The sequence below is a fragment of the Parabacteroides sp. TM07-1AC genome, from assembly GCF_003480915.1.
Classification (GTDB): domain Bacteria; phylum Bacteroidota; class Bacteroidia; order Bacteroidales; family Tannerellaceae; genus Parabacteroides; species Parabacteroides chongii.
In genome coordinates this window covers 63,356-80,558 of the sequence record NZ_QUKD01000011.1, presented here as the reverse complement: position 1 = coordinate 80,558, position 17,203 = coordinate 63,356, and the positions used below count along the sequence as shown (strand labels likewise).

Sequence of the window (17,203 nt, the reverse complement as noted above, 5' to 3'; positions counted from 1 at the left end):
TTTTATTCCTCCATCCAACTCAACTGCTTCCAGACTTCCGGTCCGTCGTTCTTCTGCGGAGTACCCGGAGTACTGCGACCCTCCTTCACATATTTGATCATCAGGTCTTTCAATTCTTTTACTACTTCAGGATGTTCGGCATATACATTATTTTTTTCTGCCGGATCGGTCTTCATGTTGTAAAGCTGGATCAATGGTAATGTTTTGATTACCTCGTCATCCGTACCAGGTTTCGGGAAACTCCAACCACCGGAACTCGGTGATAATAACAGTTTCCATTCGCCTTTGCGAATCGTAAAATCACCGTTTATCGAATGATGAACGGTGGCTTCACGAATGACATCACCTTCTTTTTCATTCAACAACAAAGGGAGAATGTTGTAACTGTCTTCTCCTTCGGAGTCCTTCAGCTGATAATCGGCTATCGTGGCGAATGTGGCGAAGAAGTCAGTCAGACAAACCGTTTGATTAACGGTATGCGGTTTAATCTTTGCCGGCCAACGAACTGCACACGGGATACGATGACCACCGTCAAAAAGATCAGCTTTATGTCCACGATAAATGTAGCTGGGATAATGTCCTTTTTCCTGAAGTTCGTCGAATTTAGCCTGAGGACTACATCCGTTATCCGTACTGAATACCAAGATCGTATTATCGTCCACACCAGCCTCTTTTAATGCATTCATGACTTTACCAACCATATCATCCACCATCAAGACAAAATCTCCATACGGATTCAGACCGGATTTACCCTGATACTCTTTAATAGGCAGGATAGGTGTATGAGGAGCCGGTAACGGAAGATACAGATAGAAAGGTTTATCATCCTTTGACTTATCATGAATGTAATCTACGGCCCGATTAATAAAATTGGGTAAAGTTTGTTCATGATCAAAATCCGATGCTGTCGGGCCTTTACGCCAATACTTCATACCATCATTTACAGTTTCCCTGTCCGGCAAAGCTGTCGGCATATCATTTTCTACATAAACGTACGGAGCCATATCCAGAGAAGCAATAATTCCATAGAAATAATCAAAGCCACGTGTTGTCGGTCCGTTTGTAATAGGTTTACTGAAATCCACACTATCCTTTCCTGCTTCTATGTTATTCCAATCCCAGCCCAAATGCCATTTTCCGATACAAGCAGTCTGATATCCCTGGTCTCTCAGGACAGAAGCGATTGTCCGGCGATCAGGAGCGATCAGTGCCTTATTATATCCCATCAAAACGCCGGATTTCAGATCTGAACGCCAGTTATACCGGCCCGTCAACAAACTATACCGGGAAGGCGTACTGACAGACGAACTGGAATGGGCATCCGTAAAAGCAACACCTTCATTCGCTATGCGGTCAATATTCGTTGTTTGTATCTTCGAATTTTCATTGAATGCCGAAACATCGCCATATCCCATATCATCCGCAAAGATGAATACAATATTCGGTTTTTTCTGTTCCTGCGGTTGTTGGGCACACCCGCTCAAAACAGTCATACTTCCCAATGACAGAAGTAATCCACGATTTCTGATTAACTTATCCATATCTTTCTTTTATTTGTAATTCGGGTTCTGAACCAATACGCCGTTATTCTTGTCGATTTCGCTTTGAGGTATCGGCCATAAGTAGAAACGATCCTCAAACACGGATTTATACAACGGCAATGTCGGTTCGTCAAAGTTATTCATTATTTCTCCAATAATACGCCAACGTTTCAAATCAAAATAACGATGACCTTCAAAAGCTAACTCAATACGCCGTTCATGACGAATCTTTTCACGCATCTGTGCCTGGCTCAAACCTGTAGGCAACGGAGGCATATCAACCCCTTTACGGGCACGTATACTGTTGATCGCATTATACACTTTCTGCGTAGGACCGTTCACTTCATTTTCCGCTTCGGCAATAGCCAGCAGTACCTCAGCATATCTGAAATGTACCCAGTCCTGATCACTACGTGTATTATATCCGATCGGATATTGAGTTTTGTCACGGGTCACAAACTTCTTCAAACCATATTTAGTTGGTAAATCCCCCGTAACAGGTTGTTCAACATCACCTATTTTCAATTGCAGGTAAAAAGCGGACATATCCAGTCGGGGATCACGGTTCTCTACCGGATTCTCTGGATTATACAGATCACTTTCTTCAGAGAAAGGTGTACCATCCTTAAATTCGAACTCCTCTACAAAATTGGTCAGAGGTGCACAACGTAGCCACGCGCCAAACCACAAATCACTTTTATGCCAGTTATTAGGTGCCAGATACTTAGTTGAGAAAATAATTTCCGGATTTGTTTCCTGGGCGGATCCCTGAAAAATACTTTCGAAATCATCACACAATCTATATCCTTTTATCTGTTCTGCAACGGATAAGGCATTCCTCATTTTTTCCACATCGGCTTTGCCATCCGTATTATAGGCATCATAAAGCATCATTCTGGTTTTCAGTGCAAGAGCAGCCCCTTTGGTTACTCTGCCAGGCAATTCCAGATAGGTATTATCTGGTAACAAGTTGATTGCATCATTCAAATCCGTATAAATCTGCTCCAGAATCTTTGCCGCTTCAACCTTCGGCTGATACTGTGTTTCCAAATCCAAAGGTTCCACGATCAACGGAACATCACCATAACATCTGTATAAAAAGGAATAATAGAATGCTCTCAAAAAAAGAACCTGTCCCTTACTGAAGTTCCTTTCCGATTCCGACAAATCCGTATTTTCATACTTATCCAATTGATAAAGGAACAAATTCATACGGGTTATTCCGACATAAGCTCCTTTGTAAACATCCTGAATAATACCGGCTGTCGACGGGTCTATATTTCCCTGGAAAACATCAAAAGTGATTCCTTCCTCCACACTACGACAGTTATCGACAAAGCTATCCCATTGAGGCATACCAAATGAAAAATAACCGTGATCAAACTTTGTCATTGTGCCATAACAGGCTGTCAAAGCCATATCCAAATCACTTTTCTGTTTCCAGAAAGTATTTTCTGAGGGTTTGGATGGCGGATTCTTTTCCAAAAAATCATCACATCCGCTCATTACAACTGCCAATATCAGAAGCAAATAATATTTAGCTTTTTTCATAACCATATCGAATTAAAATTGGACGTTAATACCAAATGAACAAATCTTATTCTGAGGATAAGCGACGAAACGACCGTCATCTTCTCTTTCAGGGTCTAATTCCGGATAATTAGTGATCGTCGCCAGGTTATCACCGGAGAAAAATACACGTATCCGTTCTACCAATAATTTTCTCGTCAGCTCAGCAGGGATCGTATAACCGATCGTAACATTCTTCAAACGCAAGTAAGAAGCATCTTTCAGGAAGTATGAATTTTTTCTCGTATTCTTACTGCCACCAAAGTTATCAAAATACATTCTGGGATATTTCGCATTATCAGGATTGTCTTCCGTCCAGCGGTATTTCACATAATCGATTGTCGGTGCACTTCCCTGACGGAACGGCTGTAATCCCCAATCTGTCACGTAATGTTTCTTACCTTCAACACCCTGCATCAAAATAGAGACATCAAATCCTTTCCAGTTAGCCGATAAGTTTACTGCATATTCAAATTTCGGGAAGCGTCCGTCTATCACCATACGGTCATCATTATCGATCACACCGTCATTATTCACATCACGGTACTTCAAATCACCCGGCAATGTATTATCATTGAACTGTTTCGGAGAATTCTTCACATCTTCTTCATCTTTGAAGATCCCTATACAATCCAGCATATAATAAGAGTTATAAGGTAACCCCTCTTTACGCAGATAATGTCCAGAAATTTCTTCAGAACCAAACTTAGTTACCTTATTCCTGTTGCGATCGAAATAGAAACCGGCATTATATGTCAATCCTTTGAAAAGACCACCTTTGATATTATTCACATACTGCACATTTACTTCAAACCCTTTATTTTCCATCTCACCATTATTAATAACAGGAGCCTCCAATCCTAAAGAACCTGTCACCTGGGCATTACGAAGAATATCTTTCGTGCTTTTTTTATACCAGTCAAATGTAACATTCAGTCCATTGAAAACCGTAGCTTCCAGACCTATATCTGTCACAGTCGTTGTCTCCCAGGTAATGTTTCGGTTCGCATATTTTGTTTGTGCATACCCTGTGGATAAAGACGAATTATCGAATGTATAATTTCCTTCATTTTCCATAACGGCCTGATAAGGATATACACCTATATTTTGATTACCTAACTGTCCCCACGAAGCTCTCACTTTCAGACTGTTCAACCACGACCAATGAAGATTTTGCATGAATTGTTCTTCTGTTAGTCTCCAACCGGCAGAGAAAGAAGGGAATATACCCCATCTATCATCGGGATTGATACGGGATGAACCATCATAACGGAAATTAGCTTCAAACAGGTAACGCTCTTTGTAATTGTAATTAAAACGTCCGAAAACTCCCATCAATGACCATTGTTCCAGATTTCCTTCAGCTTCCTGCAGTTCCTTTGATCCGGCATCGATCTCTGTCAACGGGAACGGAAAATCTTTTCTATATCCCTTCAGCCAGTCATAATCATTCGTTTCCTGTGAATATCCCAACTGAAGACCAAAGTTATGATTCCGATCTTTTGTAGATACATCATATTTCAAATAAGAATACAAATAAGTATAGAATGTATGATAATCATTCGAGTTCAATCCCTTTGCACCGACATCCAACTCATTCATGTACTCGCCTGTATGATAATTGTAAAGATTTACCAGCGGACGCCATTCCTTTTCTCTTTCAGCAATCATACGAACTGCACCTTTGGTATGCCATGATAATCCTTTGGCAATATCAATTGTCAGCCATACCTGCGCATTCACATCATAACTCGTATTTTTACGTAAGGCATCATTTCCAACCAAAGCAATCACATTCTTATTGTTACTTTCCCATGGATAAGCTTTATAAACCCATGAACCGTCAGTACGCTGCGGACCATAAGTCGGAGCCTGTGCAAAAATAGAAGTAAAACTACCGTCCACACCTCCCTCATAAGGACGTTTTCTATCTCCACGCATGAAGCCTACATACGAACCGAATTTCATCCATTTGGTTATCTGGCTCTGTAAATCAGCCGTAAAATTATACTTCTTATATCCATGTCCATCCATTGTTCCGTTCTCATCGGCATAATACATAGAGACATTATAGGACATCTTTTCAGAACCTCCTGAAACGGCCACGTTATGATTATGAGAGAATGCACTGTGAATATGTTCTCCCAACCAATCATAATTAGGATATTCCGGATCGCCCGGTCGCGCATTTTTATATTGATCAATGACATCCTGCGGATATAAGCCGGAAGATATTCCGGAATTTGCCTTCGCCTCATTCCACAAATTCATATAATCAACCGAATTAGTTACAACCTTCAACATTCGAGTCGGAGAATAAACGGCAAAATTTCCCGAGTAACTGATCGATGTCTTTTTATTTATACCAGTCTTGGTTGTCACCAGCACAACACCGTTCGCTGCACGTGCCCCATATACAGCTGCAGAAGCAGCATCCTTCAGCACAGATATACTTTCTATAGCATTAGGATCTAATGCGGAAAGATCTCCCGGAACGCCATTTATCAATACTAACGGATCAGAGCCCGCATCAGAATATGTACCTTGACCACGTACACGCAAACTCACCTTATTATTTCCGGACTGTCCCGAACCGTTCACGACACGTAAACCAGGAATCTGCCCCTGCAGCATGGAAGTAGCATTGGTTACAGGACGCTTGGTCATTTCCTCCCCTTTCACTACTGAAACAGCACCGGTCAGATTCACTTTCTTCTGTACACCGTAACCGACAACGACTACTTCATCCAGATTCTGTGTGTCTTCTATCAAACGGACATTGACTACTTTCTGGTTATTCACCGCAATTTCTTTCGTGATATAACCTATATAGGATATCTGAAGAACAGAATTACTCTTAACATTCAAAGAGTAACCACCGTTTATATCAGAAATACAGCCATTGGTTGTACCTCTCTCCATCACATTCGCACCTATGATAGGATCTCCATGTTCGTCTGTTATGGTACCGGTTATCACCAATGTATTATCATTGTTCTTATCCTGTTCTTTCGCTTCTGCAGAAATAACTATATGATTATTTTTGATCACATAAGAACAACCTGTTCCCTGCAAAATCAGATTCAATGCCTCATCCAGCCCTCTGCTGTCGGTAGATACATTTATTTTCTTGTGAATATTCAGAACTGACTCGTCATAATCGACCGACATATCCGTTTGTTTCTCGATTTCTGTAAATGCTTTTTTAACGGTCAGACTAGTTCCGGAGAAAGTAACATGCTGTCCCCAAATTATGGAATACTGCAAGAAAAAGAAAAGAAAAGACATTATTGATACCCGGAACAAACTATTCCGTTTATTCCGTTGTGTTTTCAGGTATATTTCCATATCTTTGTAAAATTAGATTTTAAAGTTGAATACTATATTATTTATCACCTGTTTCAAGTGATTTATTAATGGGTGTTCACTACGATTTCAAATCCGGGGAGTTCTGATTGGCGTCGTCTTCCCGGGTTCTTTTTTTCATAAAAGTATCCTCCTTTTTTAGTTGATGTATATTATATTACCTTTCATCCTGTAATTCAATCCGTTCACCATCTCTTTCAAGATATCCAACACCTGGATCAATCCCTCATCCGGCCTGAATTTCATGGTAAAACTACGTCCCGCAAACTTTCCCGTTTCATAATTGATCGTTACATCATACTTCCGTTCGATCGTTTTTACAATATAATCGAAAGAAGCCCCCTGAAACGTCAGATAACCATGTTTCCACTGTAGAACCCTGCCGGCATCCACCACCGTTTTTGAAACCGTTTTCAGCTGGCTGTTGTACACCACCTGCTCATCCGGATGCAAAATAATAGGCTCACCTTTTGCCAGATCCGTATCGACCCGTACCTTCCCCTCTTCCAATGTCGCAATGGTCAGTTCGGAATCCGAATAAGCTTCCACATTAAAGACCGTACCCAAAGCTTCTATTTCCATATGACCGGTTTTTACAATAAACGGTTTCTCCGGATCCTTGGCCACTTTGAAACTCGCCTCCCCGTTCAAGTAAATCGAACGCCGGCTACCTTCAAACTTGGCAGAATAAACCAGTAACGAACCGGAATTCAACCAAACCTCAGAACCGTCAGACAGTGTGATCTGTTTCTTTTCACCATTCGGGACAAAACATTCCGCCCATTCGGGTTCGAGCACCTCCAGTTGATGCTGCATAACAAAATAAGCACTGGCAGCACCGATCAACGGCAACAATAAAATAGCTGCGACCCGTATAAGCAGCCGATGCAAAGTACGTTTTGCCGCCGGATGTGAATTTTTTTGTATACGATCATGGATTTTATTCAATTCCTCCAGCGTCCGCTCATCCGCCTGTGCCGGCACCTCTTCCCAAAGCACCTGCATGGCCTCTTCTTTTTCCTGCTGATGCGCTCCTCCTATGAACCATTTACCGAAAGCATGCTGAACAGCTTTCGGAAGATCATTTCCGAAGAATTTCGAGATTAATGTATGTATTGTTCTATTTGCCATTTCATTCCCCGTTTATATAAAAGACGGGAGAGCGGGAGAGCACACACAGTCAAAAGACGTTTTTTTTCAAAAAAGTAATAAAGAAGTATTTTTCAGAATCTCACGCAAGTCGGCAAGAGCTTGTGTTATATGGTTTTCAACAGTCCGTTTGTTTATTTCCAATTTCAGGGAGATTTCTTCATTCGACAACCCGTCTTTCCGGCTCATCTTAAAAATACGCCGCCGCTGTTCCGGCATCTGTTCAATAGCGATATCGATCAGGAGAGACAACTCCTTGGCGTAAATATTTTCCTCGATCAGATCCGAATACCCGTTAGAAGACAATTGGATTTTCTGTTCATAGTTTTCTTTCACCAGGCTGTGCTCAAAATAATCATATACCATATTCCGTGCCATCCGGTAGAGATAAGCTTTCAGGGAACTGACCCGGGAGATACTTTCGCGATTCGTCCAAAGCTTAAAGAAAATATCCTGTGCCATATCGCAAGCTTCTTCCTCATCCTTGACAAACCCCAATAAGAAGTTCTTCACTCTCGGATGATATAATACGAACAGGGCATCAAACGATTTATGATCCCCCTGTCCCAGTTTTTCCATATATTCAGCTTCCCGATTGACCTCCATAGGAATGCAAATATATGGATTTTTTAACAACGGCTATTATTTTTAGCCTTTTTCGAGAAATAGAAATCAGACAAACATCGGCACTTTTCACCAGGAAATCTTTTTTTTGAAAATCTTATGCTTACCTTTAGCGGGTAATCTTAAAATCTACAAACTTTAATCACAGAAAAGATGGATCAATACATAAAAACAATCATCAGCGTAGGAGGCAGTGCAGTCATGCTTGTAATGATCGTTTGCGTCCTATGGTATGTTATAAAAGATACGTGGAAAGATATAAATAACAGTTCGAAAGACTGACCGGCATTAATGCTTCCGCCAGGAAATGATCCCTTTCTTCTTTTTGCTGAAAACTGTTGAATATAACAACCAAAGCGAAACCATCCAGGCAATACCCAGCATCACGACCGACACTGTGAAATTGACTTCTATACGATACAAAGTATACCCTCCGGCAACAAATACAAGTGTAATAACAAATGCCCCCAAGGTAGTAACAAGTAGTGTTTTCATAAATTCTTTCTTTATATACTTTCCAGATTCTTACACGCAAAGATATATAAATTCATGAAAAATTATAGTTAAAACCCCAGAGGCACCCATTTTTCTTTTTAATTCGTATCTACAGGCAAAGCAGACATTTCCAGCTCCAAACGACCGCCGGAAGTAACCGTACTGAAAGGAATACGTAACCCGTCCAACGCTTCCCCGTTCAGCAGCCGTTTCCGTACATAGGTATTTTCCTTGCTGTTATTCTTTGCTTCGATGACAAATGAATCGCCTTTATAATATGTATCATTCAGCTGTATGGTTATCTTATCGAACAACGGGCTACCCACGGAAAAAGAGGGATCCGCAGCAGATAACCCGGTAATATCGAAAAGCCCAATAGAAGAGATAGTGAACCAGGCACCCAGCTGCCCCTGATCCTCATCCTGTCCGTAGCCATAACCATGTATCCCGTCTGTCCCGTAAAATTCATCTAAAATAGCTCTCACCCATTTCTGAGTCAAATCCGGACGACCGGATTCGTTAAACAACCAGGAAATATGCAGACAAGGCTGGTTCCCCTGATTATACAAAGACTGCAGACCCGAAAATGCATCGATTTCCATTCCTCCGCTGAATATCTTTTTCTGCGAAACGAGGAAGATGCTATCCAACCTCTGGTTAAAGACATCCTCTCCCATCTTCCCGATCAATGTTTTAGCATCATGAGGCACATAGAAAGTATACTGCCAGGCATTCCCTTCCTGGAATCCGCGCCAGACCTGCATCGGGTCGAAATTTTCGATAAAACGCCCGTCCTCCGTTTTAGGGCGGATCAAGTTCAGTTCAGAGTCATAGATACGTTCCCAGCCTTTCGACAGATCCATCAACTTCTCATAATCGTCCGTCTTACCTAACTGTTTAGCCATCTGGGCAACAGCATAAGCACCAAAAGAATACTCCAGCGTATGTGAAGCAGAGAACATCCAGGCTTCATCAGCCCCGGTCCCTTTGTCCAGATGAGGCACGTATCCATACTTCACGAACTTATCCGTATCCAGCTTACCCGCCCCCATCGGACGGTTTTCACCATCCAATTCATTCTTACGGGCAGCAGCATACCCTGTCTCCACATCAAAGTCACGTATACCGCACTGATAAGCGGCAGCGATCACATTCCCCAGCTGATTCGTTCCTACCCCGGATACAAAACGGCTGCAAGCAATCCCGTCTCCCAACCAACCGGCATCTTTATACACCTGCAGATGAGTACTCACATAATCAGACAGGTACTCCGGATAAGCCAGTGCCCAAACCTGTATCAGATTCCATTGCCCACCCCAGATACCATCGGTATTATAAAAAGAAAACGCAGGTTTACCCTCTTTCAAAGGTATTTGTCCGCAAGTTCCGTCATTGCGGGGATAAGCCCCGTTGACATCGCTGGCCAATCCGCGTCCCAATACGGCATGATACAACCCGGTATAAAATTTCACCTTATCTTCACGAACCGGCGTTTCCACCCGGATACGACCCAAATACTCCTCCCAGGTTTTATGGGAAGCTTCGCGGGCCTCATCGAATGAAAGTTTTCCGTGATCCGTCTCTGTCTCCCGATTCAAACGGGCATTTGCCACAGAAGTATACGACAAACCGACCTGGGCAGTAATGGATTCTCCCTCAGTCGTTTTATAAGTCAGATAAGCTCCGGATCCGACACCTTTGACGGCACGTGCCCCTTCCTGCACCTTTTCACCGATGAAAGTGCCGAACGAATCAGGCTTTTTATCCAACCGGGCAGAAAAATACATGGTGACCGTGGCTCCTGCCTGATACTTTTTACTGTATTCGGGTAATGTTGTCACCCAACCTTCTACCAAGCCATCGTCAGTAATGATAATCTCAGCATCCTGTGCAGGTCCGCTATCCCCCTGCCGGTTACCTATATCGAACAATATACGGCTATTTTTACTTTCCGGAAATGAAAAACGCTGGTAAGCAACCCGTTTCGTTGCCGTCAGCTCCGCGGTTATATTATAATCTTTCAACAGAACGGAATAATAACCGGCTGTAGCGATCTCGTCCGTATGGTCGAAAGCCGAACGATAGCCTTCCCCGGAAGAACCGACCGCCCCGGGTACAGTCTTCAACGGGCCTTCCGTCGGCATCAGTACGATACCACCCACCTGAAATTCATGCAGACAAGGGAATCCTTCTATCGACGTATCCCTGTAATCATATCCGGTAGCCTCCCAGCCTGATTTATTCCCCACATGTGCATTGGTCGCCGGAGCCGGTTTAGCCAATCCGAAAGGCAATGCCCCCGGAGCAAAATGGAACCAGCGGCAATGTGCCGTTCCTATACGTGGTTCTACATATTGTACTAGAGATTCAAGTTCTCCGGACACCTCCTGTTTTGAAGAGGTACATCCCCCCAATAGTCCTATTCCCGCCAAAAGGAGCATTACCCCCGATTTCATTTGCTTCATTCTCATAGGTTCGTTTTATTCAAAGTATTATTTTATAAGTTTCAATCGCATATTTACCCAATACAATCCCGTCTACCGGAACATCCTCTTCCTCGATCAGGTTTGTACGGATTATCTGTTTCGGGGAGGCAGCCAGATCCAATGTCACTTTCTCTTCTTTATCCGTACAGTTATACAGACGGATAATCAGGCTGTTATCATCCTCGCATTTCTTTACTGCCGTAATGATCACATTCGGATTATCGACCGACACAAACGAATACTGTTCCGGAATAGCTGCATCACTATAAGCTATCGGATTGTAAACAGCAACCAGCGGTTCATTGGCTGACAAACCGAATTCTTCCCTTGTCCGCCCTCCTGCCGGATGTGAAGTCAGTGAGAAATGATAGAAATGATCTCCGGGTTGAAAGAAATCATTCCCCAGTGGATGGCAACTCTTCCGGGAAGCCAGTAAAATCGGCTGAAGCACCGTATAATCGACCGGATTATCGGTCGGATCGACATAATCGGCAACGGCAACCGACGAGCTTAACGTCACAGCCCATTCCCCGTCCGTGGCACTTAACCAGTTTCCTATACCGCGCGGACGCTGTTTCTTGTTCTCCACATAATAACGTTCGCCTGCCGCTCCCGGCATCTCATCCTGCCCGACAGTCAAAGCACCGTAAGGAACCTCGTAAGAAACGACCGACTGTTTGAATGCCAGCGGCCACATCTGACGGTATTCGCGGAACATAACGCCATCCCAATTCAGCAAAGCCACATCCATATCGATCTTTTTAGTCTGGTGATAGACACGGATCACCTGTTCGATCACGGCATTACGGATAGGAGTACGCAGCTTATAAGCAGAAAAGACCGGACCTTCCTCCACGATCGTCCAGGCCGACGGATGAGCGGACGTTTTGTCAAAACCTTCCATATCCGGCTGCTGCACCGCATCAAATTCTCCGGCACCGTTACCATACGAATGCATGGAGATCACCTCGCCACCCAAAAACTTGCCGGTATTCAGCAATTGCCTGCCACTCTCTTTATCCGTGATCTGTTTGATACCTCCATTCACCAGTTCCACCCGGTAATATTTATTTTCTATCACGCTGGCCGCCGGTCGGGAAATGTCGGCAAGAGCATCCGATGCATTCAGATAATAGGTTTTCAGTCCCATGGAAGGCACCTTTTCCGCTACAAAATGAACCCGGGCTTTCTCTATCGAGCCATCCGGATAATAGACAGCACCGGTCAGTTGGGAAGGGACAGCTGTTCCCTGATAATCCTTAACAGCCAATTGCCGTGCATATCCTTCTTCAAAACGAACATCTATACTCACCGGAGCTGTACGGACGAAAGACAGGTTATTGAACAAAACGACCGCACGCCCTTTGGCAGACTCAGTTTTCACTCCCGAGGCCAAAGTTGAGGCCTGCGCATCGATCACCTTTTCGGCTACCCCCAGAGCAAATTCATATTTACGCTGAAATGTATTATCCGTCATGATTCCTCCGTTACCACCCCAGCCATGGTCAGGATAAATCTTAGCTTCCCACGCTTCATTCAGCAAATCGGACGGATACCTGTCAAACGAGCCGCTTGTCAAGGCTAGAAAAGAGGACATTTTTTCCGCCGACGGAAGTAAACGGTCACCTTTCCGGCTGGCAGTCAATGCCTGCTCATGGGAAGGTCCGTGAATATAGAGCCACACATTCGGACGCTCTCCCTTGACAACCGGTAAAGCCGATGTAGAATGGTCCAGGGTATGAAAGAATTCATCCGCCGTTGCATATTTGAATTGGGGAAGTTTCACTTTAGTCTTTTTTCCGGTCTGTTCATTCCGGATATACCGGATATTATTCCATTTTTCCATAAAGACAGGACAATTCTCCACCGGTTTCCGATCCCACGACAATTCATAGTTCAACATGGCAGGCATTACGGTACGGGCCTTTTTCACATCGTTGTATTTAGTATACCACAAAACCGATTCCTTAGCCATTTCTTTCATGGCAGCCGTATCCTCTTTTGCCAGCACATTGTAAAAATAGATATAATGCCCCGGCGTATAAGAACGTACTTTCGAACCGTCAGGAGCCTCCCAATAGAACAATCCGCACTCATGCCGGCTGATCACCAGATTATCTATACCGGCCTTTTTCATGATCTGCGGCATCTGCAAAGTACGTCCAGGCACATCCACATTGAAATAAGACAATGAGTTATATCCGTCAAAATTCTTTTTCAGCCACCGGGTCCCCAAATAGAACTGACGCGCCAGCGATTCGCCCGAGTACATCTCTTCATAAGGTTGTATATAAGTCCCCCCGACACAGATCCTACCTTCATTCATATACTTACTGAAAAGCGGCTTTGTTTCCGGATGGCGGTGTATATACTCACGCAGAATGGAGGTTTGTTCGATATCCATACGGAAATCCGGTTCTTCCGCCAGACGTTTCAGGAAAGGAGTCAGCCACAAGGTATCGCGGTCCGCTATACAGGCATCCAGGTTATTCAGCCACGCCAAATCCTGATGGGTTGTTGTAAAAACAAAAATATCCCCTCTGTTTAATTGTGAATCCGATAAATCTTTCAATAAACGATAAGATTCGTCATCACAAGTGTACACATCTCCTTCTATTTGGGCTACTGCCGAATAAGCAAGCAGCAGACTCAATACGGTTAGCAATTTCTTTCTCATGATCTGTTCATTTGTTATTTGAATTTTATATTTAACCGATTAAAATATCCGGCAAAAAATTTAGCTTTGATGCCAAAGCTATTAATAACACCGACCGCCTATTAATAAACCAACAGAATTTTTTTTCCGAGTAATAGGTTTGCCCATAGGCTATTTAATCGGTTAAACACTGCAAATATAGACCTTTTATTTTATTCCTCCAGTTTCCCTCCGCAATATTTACAATATTTTGCTTCCTCCTCATGCCCGGTCCGGAAACAATGCGGACATCTCAGTTCACTTCTCCGCCGGTGTTCCTTGATCATTGTGGCTGAGACAATTCCGGTCGGAACAGCAATGATCGTATAACCGATCAGCATCACGCAGGCAGAGATAAACCGGCCGACAGGTGTAACAGGCGTTATATCTCCATAACCGACAGTTGTCATGGTAACGATTGCCCAATAGATACAATTGGGGATATTATTGAACTGGGTATTCGGTTGCGTCCCCTCCACCATAAACATAATCGTTCCGATCGAGGTCACCAGGATCAAGACGAAAAAGAAGAAAACAAATATCTTACGGCTGCTCAGCCGCAGGGAGACCAGCAACAAATTTCCTTCTTCCAGAAAATTAAACAGCTTGAACACACGGAAAACACGAATCAGGCGAAAAGTACGAATGATCAGCAAATAACGCGCACTGGTAAATATAAACCCGAGGTATAACGGCAAGGTGGCCAGTAAATCGACAATACCGAAAAAACTGAAAATATACTTCCTGGGTTTCGGCGAGCAATAGATACGCACCAGATACTCAAAAGTAAAAAAGCCGGTAAACACATATTCCAGTATCTGAAGCGCCAGCCTGAAATGATCCGAAAAAGTCACCACACTCTCCAGTATCACGACCAGGACACTCATAATGATAAAACCGATCAGAAAGACATCGAACAGTTTCCCCTTTGGCGTATCCGATTCAAAAATGATCACATACAGTTTCTCTTTCAGCTCTTTATCATGAAGGAATGCATTTATCTTATTTTTTACCGTCTGTAGCAGACCCGTTTTTTGCTGTTCCATAAATTATTACGGTGTTTAATTACAAAAATAGAAATAATACCTTTGGAAACAAGTATTTCTTCTTAAAAAGGAAGATTTATAGCCTCAAATCTACGATACATTCGTAATTATCTCTATATTTACGACATCAAAGACTATAAATCAATATTTGTATGAAAAATATACTAAGTTACCTGTTGCTAATCACACTATTCTGTGGTTGCACCCAAAAAACTGATACGGAAAAATACCAGAAAAGCCGAAATAACATCGTTAATGTCCGGGATAAGGTCAGGGAGATTGAGATCGAAGATGTTCTGATAGGTCGAACCTCCCTGCCCTATATCGCAGACAAATACCTGATCATAACCGACTATGAATCACCAGACCAGCAAATACACCTATTTGACAAAAATGATTTCCACTACCTTGCCAGTACCGCTTATAAAGGCCAGGGACCCGGGGAAATAACAATTGTAGGCCATGTGGAATATGACAAGGCTCACAGCAGAATTTACGTAACGGACCATGGTAAACGAAAGATATTCAGTTATAATCCGGATAGTATTCTAGCCAATCCGAATTATATGCCGGATGTTAAAATGGAAATGAAAGCAAGTTTGTTTCCCGATACATATCAATATATCAGTGATACTCTATGCATAGGCCGGGTAATAAAACCTATAGGTACAAACAATTTTAAACCTTATATAGCCAAATGGAACATGGCCACAGGAGAAATAGAACTAATGACATATGAACATCCCGATATAAAGAAAGTTCGATTTACCTCTACCGTATCTACAGAGCATAATATGTATTTGCAATGTTATAGCCGGCATGACCTGATGACAATCTGTAATCTCGACGGAGATCTGATATGCAACATTTACGGTCCCGATTGGACAGCCGACAGTTCAGATATCAGCCATTACTGGAATGTAAACGTTTGCGGTGACAAAATCATTGCTTCCTATTCCGGAGGAGACCATCGCACAGAAGCCTACTACCCGACCAAATTTCTTGTATTCAACCTAAACGGAGATTATCTAAAAACATTGGAAACAGGTTACAGAATAGTCCGCTTCTGTTATGACGAAGACAACAACCGAATCATTATGTGCATGGATGACGATATACAATTCGGTTATCTGGACTTGAACGAAGTTATCTGACACACGATTTTTCGAGGTAATTTTGCCGTTATCGGCAAGAAATCGATATATTTGCATCTAAAATACACACATTTCTTGCCGATAACGGCAATTTACGCTTATGAAATATTACTCAGTCAGCGAATTTGCGAAAAAACAGAATCTTCCTGAAAGGACTGTACGCAATTATTGTGCCACAGGAAAAATAGCCGGTGCTTTCCTAACCGGAAAAACCTGGAATATTCCGGAAGATGCGGTGATTCCTGATTCCCAAAAGCCAAAAAGATTCAGTGAAAACCCACTGCTTAATATACTCAAAGAACAAAAAGATATGAAACTGAACGGGGGAATATACCATCGTGTTCAAGTAGATCTCACTTATAATTCAAATCATATCGAAGGAAGCCGGCTAACCCACGATCAGACACGATTCATCTTTGAAACCAATACAATCGGAGCAACAAACGAAACGATAAATGTCGATGATATAATCGAGACAACCAACCATTTCAGATGTATCGACATGATTATCGAAAAAGCTAAAACCAAAAAGTTGACAGAAACTTTCATAAAAGAACTCCATTATACATTAAAGTCCGGAACTTCCGATAGCAGGAAAGACTGGTTCCTGGTGGGTGACTATAAAAAGCTCCCCAACGAAGTCGGAGGGAATAAAACCTGTCCCCCCGAAGAAGTGTCCTCCCAGATTAAAACGCTTCTGGCGAATTATAATGCCATAAGCAATAAAACCATTGAAGACGTCATCGGCTTCCATAGAGAATTTGAATGTATCCACCCCTTTCAGGATGGAAACGGCCGCGTAGGACGCCTGATCATGTTTAAAGAATGCCTGAGTAATAACATTGTACCTTTCATCATAGACGAAGATTTAAAATGGTTCTATTACCGTGGTTTGCAGGAATGGGACAGAGCACATGAATATCTTGTCGATACCTGCCTGACTGCACAGGATAAATTTAAAACAATACTTCAATGCTTCAATACTTCAAAATAGGTTATAACGAATAAACGGATAAACAGAAGTGCCCCCCTTTGGTTTTAACTTTAGAGAGGCACTTTTTTATCTATACCCAGGGAA

12 protein-coding genes are annotated in these 17,203 nt (G+C 42.7%); 3 read left to right on the top strand and 9 right to left on the bottom strand.

Annotated elements, in window-relative coordinates; genetic code table 11:
- Positions 1 to 2: 2 nt before the first annotated feature.
- The 5 genes from DXD68_RS19500 to DXD68_RS19480 all read right to left on the bottom strand — a co-directional run bounded on the left by DXD68_RS19500 (position 3) and on the right by DXD68_RS19480 (position 8,231).
- Positions 3 to 1,541 (bottom strand): sulfatase-like hydrolase/transferase, encoded by a 1,539-nt coding sequence (locus DXD68_RS19500; protein ID WP_122363166.1) that lies wholly within the window; start codon positions 1,539 to 1,541, stop codon positions 3 to 5.
- Positions 1,542 to 1,550: 9 nt separating this feature from the next.
- Positions 1,551 to 3,092 (bottom strand): RagB/SusD family nutrient uptake outer membrane protein, encoded by a 1,542-nt coding sequence (locus DXD68_RS19495; protein ID WP_122363270.1) that lies wholly within the window; start codon positions 3,090 to 3,092, stop codon positions 1,551 to 1,553.
- Positions 3,093 to 3,104: 12 nt separating this feature from the next.
- Complete coding sequence (locus tag DXD68_RS19490) at positions 3,105 to 6,458, bottom strand: TonB-dependent receptor (protein WP_122363165.1); 3,354 nt, start codon at positions 6,456 to 6,458, stop codon at positions 3,105 to 3,107.
- Positions 6,459 to 6,614: 156 nt separating this feature from the next.
- On the bottom strand, positions 6,615 to 7,607 hold the full coding sequence (locus DXD68_RS19485; protein WP_122363164.1) for a FecR family protein: 993 nt from the start codon (positions 7,605 to 7,607) through the stop codon (positions 6,615 to 6,617).
- Between the two features lie 66 nt (positions 7,608 to 7,673).
- Positions 7,674 to 8,231 carry an RNA polymerase sigma-70 factor gene (locus DXD68_RS19480; protein ID WP_122363163.1) on the bottom strand — a complete coding sequence of 186 codons (558 nt, stop codon included), beginning with the start codon at positions 8,229 to 8,231 and terminating at the stop codon, positions 7,674 to 7,676.
- Positions 8,232 to 8,402: 171 nt separating this feature from the next.
- On the opposite strand from DXD68_RS19480, the gene DXD68_RS24675 reads away from it, so the two are divergent.
- Positions 8,403 to 8,531: a hypothetical protein gene (locus DXD68_RS24675; RefSeq protein ID WP_255419295.1), complete on the top strand. Its 129-nt coding sequence runs from the start codon at positions 8,403 to 8,405 to the stop codon at positions 8,529 to 8,531.
- Between the two features lie 6 nt (positions 8,532 to 8,537).
- Here DXD68_RS24675 and DXD68_RS19475 read toward each other — a convergent pair whose 3' ends face one another.
- From DXD68_RS19475 to DXD68_RS19460, 4 genes are all read right to left on the bottom strand, one after another.
- The gene (locus DXD68_RS19475) at positions 8,538 to 8,744 is read right to left on the bottom strand and encodes a hypothetical protein (protein WP_122363162.1); all 207 of its coding nucleotides are present in this window, start codon (positions 8,742 to 8,744) and stop codon (positions 8,538 to 8,540) included.
- A gap of 98 nt (positions 8,745 to 8,842) precedes the next feature.
- Complete coding sequence (locus tag DXD68_RS19470) at positions 8,843 to 11,215, bottom strand: GH92 family glycosyl hydrolase (RefSeq protein WP_122363161.1); 2,373 nt, start codon at positions 11,213 to 11,215, stop codon at positions 8,843 to 8,845.
- 13 nt (positions 11,216 to 11,228) lie between these two features.
- Positions 11,229 to 13,907: a glycosyl hydrolase-related protein gene (locus DXD68_RS19465; protein WP_122363160.1), complete on the bottom strand. Its 2,679-nt coding sequence runs from the start codon at positions 13,905 to 13,907 to the stop codon at positions 11,229 to 11,231.
- Positions 13,908 to 14,098: 191 nt separating this feature from the next.
- Positions 14,099 to 14,971: an ion transporter gene (locus DXD68_RS19460; RefSeq protein ID WP_122363159.1), complete on the bottom strand. Its 873-nt coding sequence runs from the start codon at positions 14,969 to 14,971 to the stop codon at positions 14,099 to 14,101.
- A 152-nt stretch (positions 14,972 to 15,123) separates the two neighbouring features.
- On the opposite strand from DXD68_RS19460, the gene DXD68_RS19455 reads away from it, so the two are divergent.
- Together DXD68_RS19455 and DXD68_RS19450 are read left to right on the top strand one after the other, a co-directional pair.
- Complete coding sequence (locus DXD68_RS19455; RefSeq protein WP_122363158.1) at positions 15,124 to 16,125, top strand: 6-bladed beta-propeller; 1,002 nt, start codon at positions 15,124 to 15,126, stop codon at positions 16,123 to 16,125.
- A gap of 100 nt (positions 16,126 to 16,225) precedes the next feature.
- Positions 16,226 to 17,119, top strand: a complete 894-nt coding sequence (locus DXD68_RS19450; protein WP_122363157.1) for a Fic family protein — start codon at positions 16,226 to 16,228, stop codon at positions 17,117 to 17,119.
- Positions 17,120 to 17,203: the final 84 nt, after the last annotated feature.

Excerpts from the sequence above, each read along its gene's own strand:
- DXD68_RS19500 (WP_122363166.1), bottom strand. The coding sequence starts at position 1,541 with ATGGATAAGTTAATCAGAAATCGTGGATTACTTCTGTCATTGGGAAGT.
- DXD68_RS19495 (WP_122363270.1), bottom strand. The coding sequence starts at position 3,092 with ATGAAAAAAGCTAAATATTATTTGCTTCTGATATTGGCAGTTGTAATG.
- DXD68_RS19490 (WP_122363165.1), bottom strand. The coding sequence starts at position 6,458 with ATGGAAATATACCTGAAAACACAACGGAATAAACGGAATAGTTTGTTC.
- DXD68_RS19485 (WP_122363164.1), bottom strand. The coding sequence starts at position 7,607 with ATGGCAAATAGAACAATACATACATTAATCTCGAAATTCTTCGGAAAT.
- DXD68_RS19480 (WP_122363163.1), bottom strand. The coding sequence starts at position 8,231 with ATGGAGGTCAATCGGGAAGCTGAATATATGGAAAAACTGGGACAGGGG.
- DXD68_RS24675 (WP_255419295.1), top strand. The coding sequence starts at position 8,403 with ATGGATCAATACATAAAAACAATCATCAGCGTAGGAGGCAGTGCAGTC.
- DXD68_RS19475 (WP_122363162.1), bottom strand. The coding sequence starts at position 8,744 with ATGAAAACACTACTTGTTACTACCTTGGGGGCATTTGTTATTACACTT.
- DXD68_RS19470 (WP_122363161.1), bottom strand. The coding sequence starts at position 11,215 with ATGAGAATGAAGCAAATGAAATCGGGGGTAATGCTCCTTTTGGCGGGA.
- DXD68_RS19465 (WP_122363160.1), bottom strand. The coding sequence starts at position 13,907 with ATGAGAAAGAAATTGCTAACCGTATTGAGTCTGCTGCTTGCTTATTCG.
- DXD68_RS19460 (WP_122363159.1), bottom strand. The coding sequence starts at position 14,971 with ATGGAACAGCAAAAAACGGGTCTGCTACAGACGGTAAAAAATAAGATA.
- DXD68_RS19455 (WP_122363158.1), top strand. The coding sequence starts at position 15,124 with ATGAAAAATATACTAAGTTACCTGTTGCTAATCACACTATTCTGTGGT.
- DXD68_RS19450 (WP_122363157.1), top strand. The coding sequence starts at position 16,226 with ATGAAATATTACTCAGTCAGCGAATTTGCGAAAAAACAGAATCTTCCT.